We start from the raw sequence: 13,662 nt of genomic DNA, 5'->3' as shown, positions 1-13,662 counted from the left end.
CCATGACCGACCTCAGCTCTCTGCCCCTGCGCGAGAACCTCCGCGGCCTGAGCCCCTACGGCGCCCCCCAGCTGGACGTGCCGTACATGCTCAACACCAACGAGAACACGCATCCGGTGCCGGAGGAGGTCGCCGCCGCCATCGCCGAGCGGGTCGCAGCCGTCGCCGGGGGGCTGAACCGCTACCCGGACCGCGAGTTCACGGGGCTGCGACGTGCGCTCGCCGGCTACCTCGGCCACGGCCTCACGGCGGACCATGTCTGGGCCGGCAACGGCTCCAACGAGATCCTGCAGCAGATCCTCCAGGCCTTCGGCGGCCCCGGGCGGACACTGCTGAGCTTCCTGCCCTCGTACTCCATGTACCCGCTGCTGGCCGGCGGCACGGACACCGTGTTCGTGGACGGCGGCCGCGCCGCGGACCACACCCTCAGCGCCGAGCACGCGGCGGCCATGGTGCGGGAGCACCGTCCGCACGTCGTCTTCCTGGCCTCGCCCAACAACCCGACGGGCACCGCCCTGGACCTGGCGACCATCGAGGCCGTGTACGCCGCGCAGGCGGAGAATGAGGCCGCCGGCGGGCCCGGCGCGATGGTCGTCGTGGACGAGGCCTACGCGGAGTTCGCCCTCGCCGGCACCCGCTCCGCCCTCACCCTCCTGCCCGGCCGTGAGCGGCTGATCGTCACGCGCACCATGTCCAAGGCGTTCGCCCTGGCCGGCGCGCGCCTGGGCTACCTGGCCGCGGACCCCGCCGTCGCCGACGCCCTGCGCCTGGTGCGCCTGCCGTACCACCTCTCCGCGGTCACGCAGGCCACGGCGGAGGCCGCCCTCGACCACGTGGACGCGCTGCTGCGCACCGTGGAGGACATCAAGGCCCAGCGTGACCGTATCGTCTCCACCCTGCGCGGCCTGGGACTGAGGCCCTCGGTGTCCGACTCGAACTTCGTCTTCTTCGGCCACCTCGAGGACGCGTCCGACGTGTGGCGCCGCCTGCTCGACCGCGGCGTCCTCGTGCGGGACGTCGGCATCCCGCACCACCTGCGCGTCACCGCCGGCACCGAGCCGGAGACGACGGTGTTCCTCACCGCTCTCGAGGAGGTCCTCGGCGAGACCGGGCACCGGTCCTGAGGCGTCACCGGGGTCTCGGCGTCCGCCCGGCTCCCTAGGATGGGGGCAGCGCGCGCGGCGCCCCGGCCCGCCGGCACCGGCCGCGCGCACCCGCATCCCCCCGCACCCGTCCCGGACCGGTGCGGACCCAGCCCGAGGAGGACCCGTGGCAGCCGAGCTGATCTCCGGACGCCGTGCGCGCATGACGCGCACCACGAGCGAGTCGGACGTGTACGTGGAGATGGATCTGGACGGCACCGGCCGCGCCGAGATCTCCACCACCGTGCCGTTCTACGACCACATGCTCACCGCGCTGTCCCGGCACTCCCAGATCGACCTGACGGTCCGTGCCACCGGGGACACGCACATCGACGTGCACCACACGGTCGAGGACGTCGCCATCACCCTGGGCGAGGTGCTCAAGACCGCGCTCGGAGACAAGTCCGGCATCCGCCGCTTCGGCGAGGCGTCCGTGCCGCTGGACGAGGCGCTGGCGCGCGCCGTCGTCGACGTCTCCGGTCGGCCGTACCTCGTGCACGAGGGCGAGCCCGAGGGCCAGCAGTACCACCTCATCGGCGGGCACTTCACCGGTTCCATGACCCGCCACGTGTTCGAGTCGATCACGTACCACGCGGCGATCTGCCTCCACATGGACGTCGTGCGGGGTCGGGATCCGCACCACATCGTCGAGGCGCAGTTCAAGGCCTTCGCCCGCGCCCTGCGCGCCGCCGTCGAGGACGACCCCCGCATGACCGGCGTGCCCTCCACCAAGGGCGCCCTCTGATGGCCCGCCCCACCACCGTCCCCGGTGTGCGGCCGCGCGTCGCCGTCCTGGACTACGGCTCGGGCAACGTGCACTCGGCGCTGCGTGCCGTGGAGCGGGCCGGCGCGGACGTCGAGCTCACGCGCGAGCCGCAGGCCGTGCAGGACGCCGACGGGTTGCTTGTGCCCGGTGTCGGGGCGTACGCGTCCGTGATGCGGGCACTGACCGAGGTCGGCGGCACCCGCTGGATCGGCCGCCGCGTGGCCGGGGGCCGACCCGTCCTCGGCATCTGCGTGGGCCACCAGATCCTCTTCGACGCCGGCGTCGAGCACGGCGAGCGCACCGCGGGCATGGGGGAGTGGCCGGGTGTCGTCGCCGAGCTGCCCGCCGAGGTCCTGCCGCACATGGGCTGGAACACCGTCCGGCCGCCCGAGGGCAGCGCCCTCTTCGCGGGCATCGAGGACGAGCGGTTCTACTTCGTCCACTCCTACGGCGTGCTCAAGTGGGAGTTCGACCAGACGATCTCCGCCATGCGTCCGCCCCAGGTCACCTGGGCGCACCACGGCGCGGACTTCATCGCCGCCGTGGAGAACGGCCCCCTGTCCGCCACGCAGTTCCACCCCGAGAAGTCCGGGGATGCCGGGCTGCAGCTGCTGCGCAACTGGCTGGGGACCCTCTGATGCCCTACTGGTCCGTCCTGTACCTCGCCCTCGGCGGGCTGCTGCTCGGCGCAGCCTGGTCCATGCGCACGCAGAAGGCGCCGCTGTGGGCCATCGTGATCGTCCTCGTGCTGGCCGGCATGGCCATCGCCGCCTCCTTCCTGACCGTCGGCGCCTGATCGCGCCGGCCGCCCCATCCGAGAGGAACCCCATGACCCCGAACGCCCCCGCCCTCGAGCTGCTGCCCGCCGTCGACGTCCAGGACGGCCAGGCCGTCCGCCTCGTCCAGGGCGAGGCCGGCAGCGCCACCTCGTACGGCGACCCGGTGACCGCCGCCCTGGACTGGCAGCGCGCCGGCGCGGAGTGGATCCACCTCGTGGACCTGGACGCCGCCTTCGGCCGCGGCGACAACCGCGAGGTCATGCGCCGTGTGGTGGAGGAGATCGGCGTGAAGATCGAGCTGTCCGGCGGCATCCGCGACGACGCCTCGCTCGAGAACGCCCTCGAGATGGGCGCGGCGCGGGTGAACCTGGGCACCGCCGCCCTCGAGGACCCGGAGTGGACCGCGCGCGTCATCGAGCGCTTCGGCGACCGGGTCGCCGTGGGCCTCGACGTGCGCGGCACCACGCTCGCCGCCCGCGGCTGGACGAAGGAGGGCGGCGACCTCTGGGAGGTGCTGAACCGCCTCGAGGACGCCGGCTGCGCCCGCTACGTGGTCACCGACGTCACGAAGGACGGCACGCTCAAGGGGCCGAACACGGAGCTGCTGGCCCAGGTCTGCGCGAAGACCGCGAAGCCGGTCGTCGCCTCGGGCGGCATCTCCTCCCTCGAGGACGTCGCCGCGCTCGCGGCCATGACCGGCCAGGGCGTCGAGGGCGCGATCATGGGCAAGGCGCTGTACGCCGGCCGCTTCAGCCTGGAGCAGGCGCTGGCCGTCGCCGGCGGCGCCACGGTGGAGCAGGCGCGCTCCGAGCAGCCCGGCCCGGTCGCCCCGTGACGGGCTCGCACGACGACGGCGGCCTGGCCCGCGGCGACGGGCTCGGCCCGATCGACGAGACGGTCGCGGTGCCGCACCCGGCGGCCCGGGAGCTGCCGGGGCACATCCGGGCCGCGCTCGACCGCATGCGGGAGAAGACCGCGGGCGAGAACACCGCGGACACCGCGGGCATCCCGTGGCAGGGCCGCGACCTCTCCGGCCCCGGCGTGGACGGCTCCGCGAACCCGTTGCACGTGTTCGACGAGGACGACGGCACCAGCCCGGCCGAGTGGACCGCCGTCATGGCGGCCCTGACGGACGGCTCCGCCGGGGAGCGGGAGGTGACGGACGTGCTCGCGCGCATCCGCGTGTTCGCCGCCGTCGTGCCCACCCTCGCCGTGGACGAGGACGACGTCCACGACCACGCCGACCACACCGGCCACGAGCACGACGTCGCGGCGCACGGGGACAAGGCCGCGGACGTGGCCCTCGTGACCATGCGCGCGCCGGACGGCCGGCAGGCGCTGCCGGTGTTCACGAACGTGCCCGCGCTGACGGCGTGGAACCCGGTCGCCCGACCCGTGGCCGTGTGGCTGCCGCGTGCCTGCCTGTCCGCCGTGGACGAGGGCTGTGAGCTCGTCGTCATCGACGCCGGCGCCGAGCACACGTACGTGGTGCGACGCCCGGCCGTGTGGTCGCTCGCCCAGCAGAAGGAGTGGACCCCCGCCTATCGGGACCAGGAGATCGCGGACGAGATCGGCGAGGTCGCCGACCTGGTCCCGAACCTGCTGAACCTGGGCCTCGCCCCCGGGTCGGGGGTGGCCACGCACACGGGCTCCGGCGCGGTGATGAACGGAGGCGGGGCCGGGCCCGAGCTGCAGATCGTCGCGATGCCCACCCGGGACGCCGACGCGGCCGGGGTACGCCTGATGACGGCCACGCTCAAGACCCTCCTGGCAGACCTGCCGCTGCTGGCCGAGCGGGCCGACTCCGTGGAGATCACGGTCCGCCGACCCTGATCGGTCGCCCGGCCTGTCCGGTACCGTTGAGGGGGAGGGGAGGGCCCGTGGTGGCCCCACCCCATCCTTGGAGGCCGTGCGCCGCGCGCCGGCCCCATGCCTCCCATCCTCCGAGGAGTACCCATGAGAACCAGAACCTTGACCGGCGTCGCCACCGCGGCGCTGGGCGCGGTGGTGGTGGCCGGTGCCGGCCCCGCCCTCGCGCAGACCACGCTCACCCAGGGCTCGGCGATCACCGCGCCGGCCGGGGCGTGCAGCCTGACCATCGTCGACGAGGCCACCGCCTACACCGCTGCCCATTGTGGCGCGGGCCAGTGGCAGATCGGCTCGACCGTCCGCGACGTCGACGGCGCCGCGATCGGCACCGTCGCGGCACTGCCCGGCGACTCGGGCGTGGACGCGGTCCGCGTGGCCCTGGCCGACGACGTCGACGTCGTGGGCGACTGGTCCACGCGGCCGGCCTCGTCCATCGGCGTGGGCGAGACCGTCTACACCCACGGATCGTCCGTGCCGCTGGGCGCGCCGAACACCGTGTCCCACACGCAGACGTTCGAGGCCGCCACGGTCTGCGACGACGCGTACGCGGATCAGGTCGCCCTGGACACCGCCTCGACCCACGCCGGCGACTCGGGCGGCGCCGTCTATGACGCCCAGCAGCGGGTGGTGGGCGTCATCTCGGGCATCGCCCCGGTGACCTTCGACGCCGAGGGCAACGTGGTGGGCTGCGACGCCCAGGCGATGTCCTCGATCATGGTCCCGGTCGAGTCCCTCGACGCGCTGGACGCCTCCGCGGCGCCCGCCGCCGAGACCGCCGCGGCGACTGCCGAGACCGCCCCGGCAGCCGAGACCGCCCCGGCGACTGCCGACGTCGCCGGCCCCGTGGCCGACGAGGACCTGCCCACCGGCGGCGAGCCCGCCGTGGACGAGTCCGAGCTGACCGAGTTCACGCCGGCCGAGGAGGAGGCCATCGCGGCCGAGCTCAAGGCCCGCGCCGAGGCCACCGCGGAGGAGGAGGCCGCCGAGGCGGCCCCCGCTGCTGAGGCCCCGGCCGCCGAGGCCGCCGCGCCGGGCGTGACCGACGTCGTGGCCGCGCCCGCCGAAGGTGTCGCCTACGGCACCCGGGTGGTCGCGCAGACAGATCAGGGCGGCTTCGCCTCCGTCACCGTCACGGCCTACGACGCGGACGGCACCGTCCTCGGCCAGGACGGCCTGGACCTCACCGGCGAGTACCGCGCATGGCTGTCCGTGCCGGCCGAGGTGCCCGCGGGCGGCTCCGTGGTCGTCACCGTGGTCGACGCCGCCGGCGCCACCACGGACGCCACCGTGACCCTGGGCGGTCAGCTGGTCGGCTGATCGGTTCCGCCCCGGACGGTACGACGAGGCCCGGTGATCCCGCACGGATCACCGGGCCTCGTCATGTCCCGGGGCCGGGGCGACCCCGGCCAGGTGGGGACGCGGTCAGCACAGCCCCTCGAGCCGCCGCCCCAGGCGGGAGAAGATCCGGGTGAGGGACTCCGCCTCGCCCGGCGCCAGGTCGCCGAGGAAGAGCTCGTCCACCTGCCGGGCGTGCTCGATCGCGGCGCGCCGGAAGGCGGACCGGCCCTCGTCGGTGAGGACGGCCTCGAAGCCCCGCCGGTCACAGGCCACCGGGCGGCGGTCGATCAGGCCGCGGGCCACGAGCGTCTTCACCTGGTAGGTGATGCGCGACGGGGAGAAGACCATCCGGGACGCCAGCTCTCCCAGCCGGAGCCGGCCCTCGGGGGACTCGTAGAGGAGCAGCAGCAGGTTGTAGTCGGCCAGCGACATGCCGCAGTCCTGTTTCAGGCGGCGCTCCAGCACCTCCGTGAGCATCTGGGTGGCCTCGAAGTAGGCGCGCCAGGCGCGCTTGGGCGGGTCCACCGGGCGGTGCGCCTCCGAGGCGGAGCCGAACCAGCCGCCGTCGGGCTCCGCCGCCGCGTCCTGCGCGGCGGGCTCAGGGGCCGGGGTTGAGGAGCTGCTCAAAGGGGGTCACCTCCAGGTCGAGGTCCGCGGGCGCGGCGGCACGTGCCCGCGGGGGGCGGTTCAGGGTGATCTCGGCCAGGTCGCGTCCGGCAGCCCGGATGCGGGACTGCAGCGGGTCGGTCCGCATCGAGGCCTGCACGCCGGCCGCCTCGCCCCAGTCGTCCGAGGCCGCGAAGACCGCGGTCGGCACGATGCGGGCCTTGAGGTAGGCGAACAGCGGCCGCATGGCGGTGTCGATCATGAGCGAGTGGCGGGCGGTGCCGCCGGTGGCGCCGAGGAGCACGGGCACCCCGACGACGGACGTGGGCTCCACGAGGTCCCAGAAGGACTTGAACAGGCCCGAGTAGGAGGCCTTGTACGTGGGCGAGACGGCGATGACGGCGTCGGCCTGGGCGACCTCGTCCAGGGCGGCGCGCAGGGCCGGGGAGATGGCGAAGGTCACCAGGGCCTGCGCGATGTCCGTGGCGAGCTCCCGCAGCGTGATCAGGTGGATCTGCGGGACCACGCCGTGCTCGGAGAGCGCCGCCGAGGCGGACTCGGCCATGCGCTCGGCGAGCATGCGGGTCTGGGACGGGTCCCCGGACCCGCCGGAGACCACGGCGAGGTGTCGGGCCTGCGGCGTGAACGGGTCGGAGGCCTCGGGGGCGCCGGGGGTGGTCACTTCGCGGCACCGCCCTTCGCGGCGGCGGTGGCGCGCTGCTCGGCGGCCGCGGCGCGGTCGAGCTGGGCCGGCGATCCCTCCTTGCCGCCGGGCACGGGGGCCTCGCCGCGGCGGGCGCGCGCCACGAGGAACTCGTGGGTCGGGGCCGCCGGGACGTCGTCCGGCTTCAGAGCGTCGAACTCCTTGCGCAGCACGGGCAGGACCTCCTCGCCGAAGAGGTCGATCTGCCGGAGGACGGTGTCCGTGGGCAGGCCGGCGTGGTCGATGAGGAACATCTGACGCTGGTAGTCGCCCACCCAGTCGCGGAACGTGAGCGTGCGCTCGATGACCTGCTGCGGCGAGCCGACCGTCAGGGGCGTCATCCTCGAGAAGTCCTCGAGGGAGGGGCCGTGGCCGTAGACCGGCGCGTTGTCGAAGTAGGGGCGGAACTCCGCCACGGCGTCCTGCGAGTTCTTCGCCATGTAGGCCTGGCCGCCCAGGGCCACGTACGCCTGATGGGCCTTGCCGTGGCCGTAGTACTCGTAGCGCTGGCGGTACAGGCGCACCATCTGGATGACGTGCTCCTTGTTCCAGAAGATGTTGTTGTGGAAGTAGCCGTCGCCGTAGTAGGCGGCCTGCTCGGCGATCTCGGGGGAGCGGATGGAGCCGTGCCACACGAAGGGGGCGACGCCGTCCAGGGGCTGCGGGGTGAGGGTGAAGTCCTGCAGCGGGGTGCGGTGCTGGCCGCTCCAGTCCACGGTCTCCTCGTGCCACAGGCGGTAGAGGAGGTTGTAGTTCTCCACGGCCAGCTGGATGCCCTGGCGGATGTCCTTGCCGAACCACGGGTACACGGGGCCGGTGTTGCCGCGGCCCATCGTCAGGTCCACGCGACCGTCGGCGAGGTGCTGCAGGTACGCGTAGTCCTCGGCCAGACGCACCGGGTCCATGGTGGTGATCAGGGTCGTCGCCGTGGAGAGCTGGAGGGTCTCGGTCTGCGCGGCCAGGTAGGCCAGCAGCGTGGGCGGGTTGCCCGGGGCCACGAAGGGCGGGTTGTGGTGCTGGCCGGTCGCGAACACCTCGAAGCCCGCCTGCTCGGCGTGGCGGGCGATCTTGACGGTGTCCTTGATCCGCTGATGCTCGGTGGGGGCGGTCCCGTTCGTCGGATCGGCGGTGATGTCGCCGATCGTGAAGACGCCGAACTGCATGGTGTGCTCCTCAGTGTGCCCGGGGGCGGGTCTCACGGTGCCGGCCGCGCCGTCGCCGTGTTCTTCAAAAATGAACTATACCGCACAACGAGCCGCCCGGCCCTGAATATTCCGCGGGGTCGACACCGTCGACCCGGCGGCCTCCGGGGCGGCTCCTGCGGGGCACCGCGATGCGTCCTCTCCGGTGGCCCGCGAGCCGGGTCCGACACGGCAGACTGGTCCCATGAGCCCCGCCTTCGACGCCGGTCGCCTCGCCCACACGGACGTCCTCACCCTGCAGCAGGTGACGAGCTTCCTGTCCAACGACCTCCAGGTGACGGACCCGGACGGGCGCACCGTCGTCTCGGTGGTCACCACGGGCGGAGGACTGGGCCGAATGCTGATGGGGAACCGCAGCTTCGACGTGGTCGACGGTGACGACGGCCGCGTGCTCTTCCGCCTCGCCGACCCGGCCACGTTCGGCCGCGATCGCTTCGCGATCCTGGACGCCGACGGGCTGCCCCTCGCCAACCTCGTCCGCCAGATCGCGTTCCTGCGGACCTCCGTGAGCGTCGAGGTCGTGGACGGCACGTGCTTCGCGGTGACCGGCGACCTGTGGGACCACGACTACGCCATGACCGTGGGGCAGCAGCCGATCGCCCGCGTGACCGCGCAATTCGGAGGTGTCATGAACGCCCTGGCCGGGCGCTCGCGGTACGAGCTGCGCCTGGACCCCGGCATGCCGCCCGTGGTGCGCTGCGCCGTGCTCGGCACGGCCATCGCCCTCGACCTGATCCGGGCCAAGGACCGGCGCAGCACCGGCTGAGTCCGCCGAGCGCGCGGCCGTCTCGACGGCGCCTCCGGGGCGTGCCTTGACGCCTCCCATAGGATTCGACGGTGGACTTCGGAGCGTACGGACGGCTGTTGCAGGACCCTCGGATCCGTCATCTGCTGGCGGTGGGGTTCATCGCCCGCTTCCCGCACACCGCGGCCGGGGTGATCCTCACCCTCCACGTGGCGCTCACGCTGGGCCTGGGCTACGGCCAGGCCGGCCTGGCCGGGGCGGCGATGACGCTGGGCATCGCGGTGGGCTCGCCGTGGCGGGGCCGCGTGGTGGACGCGAAGGGGCTGCGCCGTGCACTGCTGCCCTCCGTGATCGCGGAGGCGGTGATCTGGCCGATCGTCCCGTGGCTGCCGTTCTGGCCGATGCTCCTGGCCGTGTTCCTGGGCGGCGTGTTCTCGCTGCCGATCTTCTCCGTGGTCCGGCAGGGACTCGGCGTGCTCACCCACGGCAAGGACCGGCAGACGGCCTTCGCCCTGGACTCCATCGTCACGGAGACGATCTTCATGATGGGCCCGGCGCTGGGCGCCGTCGTCGCGGCCACGTGGTCGAGTGCCCTCGGCCTGACCATCGTGGGCCTGTCCAGCGCGCTGGGCGGCATCCTGCTGATGTGGTTCAACCCGCCCACGCGGTCGAGTCAGCTGGCCGTCGTCGGACCGGCGACCGAGGACCCGTACACCGAGGAGCAGGACCGTCAGGAGGCGATCGCCCAGGCGGTGACCGCCGCGCCCATGCACGTGGAGATGGCCGCCCCCAGTCTGGCCACCGGCGCGCTGCCGGCCATCACCGAGGCCATCCCGATCGTCACCGGGGCGCTGCCGGTGATCGCGGCGGACGGCTCCGGGCCGACGACGACGGTGCCGCGCCAGGCCCGGGCCGAGCGGCTGCGGCAGTGGCGGCGGACCCACTTCTCCTGGGCCGGGTCGGAGGTGCTCGGCGTGCTCGTGGTGTCGATGGCGGCCGGGATCGTCATGGTCGGCACCGAGGTCTCGATGGTGGCCGAGCTGGAGTCGCAGGGCGCCGCGGCGTCGGTGGGCCTGGTGTACGCGTTCTGGTGCGGCGCCTCCGCCGTGGGCGGGCTGTTCTATGGGGCCTGGGGCCGCCAGGTGCACCCGTACCTGCTGATGGCGCTGTTCGCCGTGGCGACGGTGCCGCTCGCGCTCGTGGACGGGGTGTGGGCGCTCGCGCTGGCCTCGATCCCCTCGGGTCTGCTGACGGCGCCGACCCTGGCCTCGGCCTCGTCCCGGCTCTCGCACCTCGTGGTGGAGGAGCGGCGCGGCGAGGCGATGGGCTTCTACGGATCGGCCATGACCGCCGGCGCCGCGATGGGCGCCCCGCTGGCCGGCGTGTTCATCGACGGCGTCGCCCCGTCCGCCGGCTACGTGTTCGCGGCGGCCGCGGGCTTCGTGCTCGTGCTGCTGGCCGCGCTGGTCACCCTGGCCCGACGGCGGCGGGGCGTCCGGCGCTGACGCGGTGCGACCCCGCGTGGAAGGGTGGTGGGGTCGGGCCGCCCCGCGGCCCGGTTCACCCGGTCAGCCATGAGGGAAAGAGGCCACGACGTCCACCACTGACCAGCTCGCGGGAATGTCCGTCATCGTCACCGGCGGAGCCGCCGGGATCGGCGGGGCGACCTTGCGGGAGCTCGTCGCCCGCGGCGCCCGGTGCGTCGTCGTGGACCTCGACGAGGAGGCCGGGGCCGCCCTGGCGTCCGAGCTGGGCGAGTCGGTCGTCTTCCTCGGCGGCGACGTCTCGAAGCAGGAGACCGCGGCGCGTGCCGTGGAGCTGGCCGTGGAGTCCTTCGGCACCCTCTACGGCCTCGTGAACAATGCGCACGCCTCCCGGCAGAAGCCGTTCCTCGAGCTCGAGGAGGCCGACTGGGAGCTCTCCTTCTCCACCGGGTTCACCGCCACCCGGAACTTCATGGTGGCGGCGCACGACGAGCTGGCCAAGACGAAGGGCGCCGTGGTGAACTTCGGCTCCGGTGCCGCCATCAGCGGCCAGCCCACGCGGGCCGCCTACGCCGCCGCCAAGGAGGCCATCCGCGGCCTGACCCGTGTGGCGGCCAACGAGTGCGCCCCGGAGGGGATCCGCGTGAACCTGGTCTCGCCGGTGGCGCTCACCGAGGGCGTGGCGCCCTGGAAGGAGAACTTCCCGGAGATGTACGAGGCCACGCGCGCCCGCATCCCGCTCGGCCGCTTCGGCGACCCCCAGCGCGACGTCGCCCCGGTGGTCGCGTTCCTCCTCTCGGCGGACTCGCAGTACATGACGGGTCAGACGCTCATGGCCGACGGGGGCACCCAGAAGATGTACTGAGCGAGCCGGCCGTCGAGGCGTCGGCAGGCCGGAGAGGGGCGCCGGGGCGCCGCCCGCCGACGATGCGGCGGGCGGCGCCCCGGGGTCGAGCGAAGGGCCTTCCTCGAAGGGCTCTGGGCTTCTCAGGTGGTGAAGGATCCCCGGGACTGGGCGCCGAGGCTGTTGTGCAGGCGGAAGGCGACCGTCTGGTTCTCCTTCCACCCCCACACGGCGGGGTCCACGCAGACCTTGTTGCCGACGTACACTTCCAGCCCGCGCCGACTGTGCGAGCTCGTGGTCGAGTAGAAGTCGACGGAGATGCGGGACGGCGAGGACGATCCCTTCTGAATGCAGAACAGGTTGCTCGAGTCGGAGTAGCTGTAGTACATCTTCGTCCCGCCGTTCCAGGTGGTCGGGATCGTGCTGGCCTGTGCCGGACCGGCAGCCGCGACGGCGAGGCCGAGCGCGGCGGTGGCGGCGACGAGCTTGTGACGGACCTTCATGGTTTCCCTCCAATGGGTCAAGATGCGACTCCCGGTCGAGTCACCGTCAGTGTGTGCTCGCCGCCCGCGGGCCACAACCCCTGTCTCAGCGTGTCGCGGGGAGCCGCGCGGGGGGGGGGGGGGCTCAGGCCAGCAGCTCGTGGATGCGGCGCACCAGCACCTCGGTGAGCGCGGCGTCGTAACCCTCGGTGGAGGAGTCCATGAACAGGTGCTGGTCCGTCTCGTACTCGAAGAGCACGGCGGGCTTGTCCGGGTCCTCGTCGGTGGCGGCGACGGAGCGGGCCAGCGGCAGGTCCTCGTCCATCACCCAGGGGTCTCGCGTGGCCAGGTGGACCTGCAGCGCCGTGTGGGGCTGCCACAGCGGGGCGAACGCGTTGAGCGGCACGATGCCCGCGATGTCGATGCACGCGCGGAACGCGGGGACCGCCTGGGCCGCCTTGTGCGCGGCCACCACGCCCATGGAGATGCCCGCGACGACGGAGGCCTGGGGGTGCTGCGCGGCGGCGCGCATGCCGCGCTCGGCGATGACGTCGAAGCCGCCGAGCGACTCGACGTGGGCGATGCCCTCCTCCACGTCCGTGAACAGGGCGCCGTCGTAGAGGTCCGGGGTGTGCACGGTGTGGCCGCCGGCCTCGATCTGCTCGGCGAGGGCCCGGACGCCGTCGGTGAGGCCGAGGGCGTGGTGGAAGAGGAGGATCTGTGCCATGCCTCACATCCTAGAAGCATGGTGGTCCCCGGGCGCGGAGTTTGTGCCGTGCTCGAGGCGTAGGTCGCCGGTGCGGCGCGCAGCGCCAGCAAGCCGTTCCCCTACGCCCACCCGGCGTGCGTTGGTCTGGCCTGGCCGGACCATTGAAGCTGTAGGGCGCCAGGGCAATCGGTGGGACGCCAGCGGGTCTCATTCGATTGCCAGATGAACGTGCAGAGGGTGCCGCCGGCCGAACCCAGAAGCACCTCGAGGTCCTCGCCGTAGCCTCTGAATGACCCGTGCACGAAGTTTTCGGCTGCGCCAGCTAAGCTCGATGAGCTGTCTCATCAGGCCCGCGGGGTCGACTTCGAAGTCGTCCGGACCGCTCGCTCAAACGTACGCCGGGCCCGACGCGTCGCTCGTTCTTGTCGTCATTCACATTGAGGAGCGGCGACTCCGTGGTAGGCGCGGCTGAGAGCATGTGCCTAAGGACACGCTCCCGTTCTGATCCAGCTCTCCGGATCCAGGCGCCGGAGTAGGTGGCCAGGGTGACGGTGCGCCGTGGTACGACATTGGAAGCATCAATGATTGCGTAGACGCCGGCTTCGTGCTCGGTGCATCAATAAACATGCGCCCAGCCGCTGACGTGGAGTGGTCCTCCTGAACTCGCAGTACCCCCCTAGAAATTGCGCAGACCGCACCCTGACTGTCGTACGGCCAGGATCAGCTCGGTCACGCCATGTCACCCGGGCCACGCGACCTAGCCGTGGAGGTCGCCCAGAGCCAGGCCCCGACCAAGAGAGCGAGCAGGGCAATACCCCAACCTAGCCATCCTCCAATTCCTGTGGTCCATGAGTCTGGCAGGAGGGACTGGCGCCCGCCATACCAAAGCAGGGGCACCAGCAAGAGAACTACTGCCAGGGACCGGCGTAGCACTTGGTTAGTCATGGCAGTCGATGATAGGGGAGCCAGGTGGAACTCGTGTGAGGAAGTCTC

15 protein-coding genes are annotated in these 13,662 nt (G+C 72.6%); 10 read left to right on the top strand and 5 right to left on the bottom strand.

From position 1 onward, the window contains the following. The first annotated feature begins 2 nt into the window (after positions 1-2). From ACUXPL_RS05030 to ACUXPL_RS05000, 7 genes are all read left to right on the top strand, one after another. The gene (locus tag ACUXPL_RS05030; RefSeq protein WP_454182305.1) at positions 3-1,124 is read left to right on the top strand and encodes a histidinol-phosphate transaminase; all 1,122 of its coding nucleotides are present in this window, start codon (positions 3-5) and stop codon (positions 1,122-1,124) included. A 181-nt stretch (positions 1,125-1,305) separates the two neighbouring features. After that, positions 1,306-1,887, top strand: coding sequence for an imidazoleglycerol-phosphate dehydratase HisB (gene hisB, locus ACUXPL_RS05025; protein WP_152743305.1), 582 nt, complete (start codon positions 1,306-1,308; stop codon positions 1,885-1,887). Then, positions 1,887-2,546: an imidazole glycerol phosphate synthase subunit HisH gene (gene hisH, locus ACUXPL_RS05020; protein WP_454182303.1), complete on the top strand. Its 660-nt coding sequence runs from the start codon at positions 1,887-1,889 to the stop codon at positions 2,544-2,546. The genes hisB and hisH overlap by 1 nt, the downstream gene beginning before the upstream one ends. Beyond that, positions 2,546-2,704 (top strand): hypothetical protein, encoded by a 159-nt coding sequence (locus ACUXPL_RS05015; RefSeq protein ID WP_004167696.1) that lies wholly within the window; start codon positions 2,546-2,548, stop codon positions 2,702-2,704. Before hisH ends, ACUXPL_RS05015 begins: the two co-directional genes overlap by 1 nt. A gap of 32 nt (positions 2,705-2,736) precedes the next feature. Beyond that, entirely contained in the window at positions 2,737-3,522 is a 786-nt protein-coding gene (gene priA, locus ACUXPL_RS05010) for a bifunctional 1-(5-phosphoribosyl)-5-((5-phosphoribosylamino)methylideneamino)imidazole-4-carboxamide isomerase/phosphoribosylanthranilate isomerase PriA (RefSeq protein WP_180537200.1), read from the top strand. Next, positions 3,519-4,520 (top strand): SseB family protein, encoded by a 1,002-nt coding sequence (locus tag ACUXPL_RS05005; protein WP_180537201.1) that lies wholly within the window; start codon positions 3,519-3,521, stop codon positions 4,518-4,520. Before priA ends, ACUXPL_RS05005 begins: the two co-directional genes overlap by 4 nt. A 123-nt stretch (positions 4,521-4,643) precedes the next feature. Continuing rightward, the gene (locus ACUXPL_RS05000; RefSeq protein ID WP_257643209.1) at positions 4,644-5,873 is read left to right on the top strand and encodes a trypsin-like serine protease; all 1,230 of its coding nucleotides are present in this window, start codon (positions 4,644-4,646) and stop codon (positions 5,871-5,873) included. A 105-nt stretch (positions 5,874-5,978) separates the two neighbouring features. On the opposite strand, the gene ACUXPL_RS04995 is transcribed toward ACUXPL_RS05000, so the two are convergent. From ACUXPL_RS04995 to ACUXPL_RS04985, 3 genes are read right to left on the bottom strand one after another with little or no spacing between them, the layout of a single operon-like run. Then, a complete protein-coding gene (locus ACUXPL_RS04995) occupies positions 5,979-6,521 on the bottom strand; it encodes a MarR family winged helix-turn-helix transcriptional regulator (RefSeq protein ID WP_239664502.1) in 543 nt (180 codons plus the stop codon). Beyond that, on the bottom strand, positions 6,493-7,182 hold the full coding sequence (locus tag ACUXPL_RS04990) for an FMN reductase (RefSeq protein WP_180537202.1): 690 nt from the start codon (positions 7,180-7,182) through the stop codon (positions 6,493-6,495). Before ACUXPL_RS04990 ends, ACUXPL_RS04995 begins: the two co-directional genes overlap by 29 nt. Beyond that, positions 7,179-8,366 carry an LLM class flavin-dependent oxidoreductase gene (locus tag ACUXPL_RS04985; protein ID WP_180537203.1) on the bottom strand — a complete coding sequence of 396 codons (1,188 nt, stop codon included), beginning with the start codon at positions 8,364-8,366 and terminating at the stop codon, positions 7,179-7,181. Before ACUXPL_RS04985 ends, ACUXPL_RS04990 begins: the two co-directional genes overlap by 4 nt. A 223-nt stretch (positions 8,367-8,589) precedes the next feature. Between ACUXPL_RS04985 and ACUXPL_RS04980 the strand changes: the two genes are divergently transcribed. The 3 genes from ACUXPL_RS04980 (at position 8,590) to ACUXPL_RS04970 (ending at position 11,499) form a co-directional block, all read left to right on the top strand. Continuing rightward, positions 8,590-9,171 carry an LURP-one-related/scramblase family protein gene (locus ACUXPL_RS04980; RefSeq protein ID WP_180537204.1) on the top strand — a complete coding sequence of 194 codons (582 nt, stop codon included), beginning with the start codon at positions 8,590-8,592 and terminating at the stop codon, positions 9,169-9,171. A gap of 71 nt (positions 9,172-9,242) precedes the next feature. Then, positions 9,243-10,655 (top strand): MFS transporter, encoded by a 1,413-nt coding sequence (locus ACUXPL_RS04975; RefSeq protein WP_454182300.1) that lies wholly within the window; start codon positions 9,243-9,245, stop codon positions 10,653-10,655. Between the two features lie 115 nt (positions 10,656-10,770). Continuing rightward, positions 10,771-11,499, top strand: coding sequence for an SDR family NAD(P)-dependent oxidoreductase (locus tag ACUXPL_RS04970; protein WP_454182298.1), 729 nt, complete (start codon positions 10,771-10,773; stop codon positions 11,497-11,499). A gap of 122 nt (positions 11,500-11,621) precedes the next feature. Here ACUXPL_RS04970 and ACUXPL_RS04965 read toward each other — a convergent pair whose 3' ends face one another. After that, entirely contained in the window at positions 11,622-11,981 is a 360-nt protein-coding gene (locus tag ACUXPL_RS04965) for a hypothetical protein (RefSeq protein WP_180537207.1), read from the bottom strand. A 124-nt stretch (positions 11,982-12,105) separates the two neighbouring features. Next, complete coding sequence (locus ACUXPL_RS04960; protein WP_180537208.1) at positions 12,106-12,687, bottom strand: dienelactone hydrolase family protein; 582 nt, start codon at positions 12,685-12,687, stop codon at positions 12,106-12,108. Positions 12,688-13,662: the final 975 nt, after the last annotated feature.

The organism is Micrococcus sp. 140720015-1 (assembly GCF_053627595.1).
This window is presented reverse-complemented; position numbering and strand designations above follow the sequence as displayed.

Excerpts from the sequence above, each read along its gene's own strand:
- ACUXPL_RS04960 (WP_180537208.1), bottom strand. The coding sequence starts at position 12,687 with ATGGCACAGATCCTCCTCTTCCACCACGCCCTCGGCCTCACCGACGGC.
- hisB (WP_152743305.1), top strand. The coding sequence starts at position 1,306 with ATGACGCGCACCACGAGCGAGTCGGACGTGTACGTGGAGATGGATCTG.
- ACUXPL_RS04970 (WP_454182298.1), top strand. The coding sequence starts at position 10,771 with ATGTCCGTCATCGTCACCGGCGGAGCCGCCGGGATCGGCGGGGCGACC.
- hisH (WP_454182303.1), top strand. The coding sequence starts at position 1,887 with ATGGCCCGCCCCACCACCGTCCCCGGTGTGCGGCCGCGCGTCGCCGTC.
- ACUXPL_RS04965 (WP_180537207.1), bottom strand. The coding sequence starts at position 11,981 with ATGAAGGTCCGTCACAAGCTCGTCGCCGCCACCGCCGCGCTCGGCCTC.
- ACUXPL_RS05000 (WP_257643209.1), top strand. The coding sequence starts at position 4,644 with ATGAGAACCAGAACCTTGACCGGCGTCGCCACCGCGGCGCTGGGCGCG.
- ACUXPL_RS05015 (WP_004167696.1), top strand. The coding sequence starts at position 2,546 with ATGCCCTACTGGTCCGTCCTGTACCTCGCCCTCGGCGGGCTGCTGCTC.
- ACUXPL_RS05030 (WP_454182305.1), top strand. The coding sequence starts at position 3 with ATGACCGACCTCAGCTCTCTGCCCCTGCGCGAGAACCTCCGCGGCCTG.
- ACUXPL_RS04980 (WP_180537204.1), top strand. The coding sequence starts at position 8,590 with ATGAGCCCCGCCTTCGACGCCGGTCGCCTCGCCCACACGGACGTCCTC.
- ACUXPL_RS04985 (WP_180537203.1), bottom strand. The coding sequence starts at position 8,366 with ATGCAGTTCGGCGTCTTCACGATCGGCGACATCACCGCCGATCCGACG.
- priA (WP_180537200.1), top strand. The coding sequence starts at position 2,737 with ATGACCCCGAACGCCCCCGCCCTCGAGCTGCTGCCCGCCGTCGACGTC.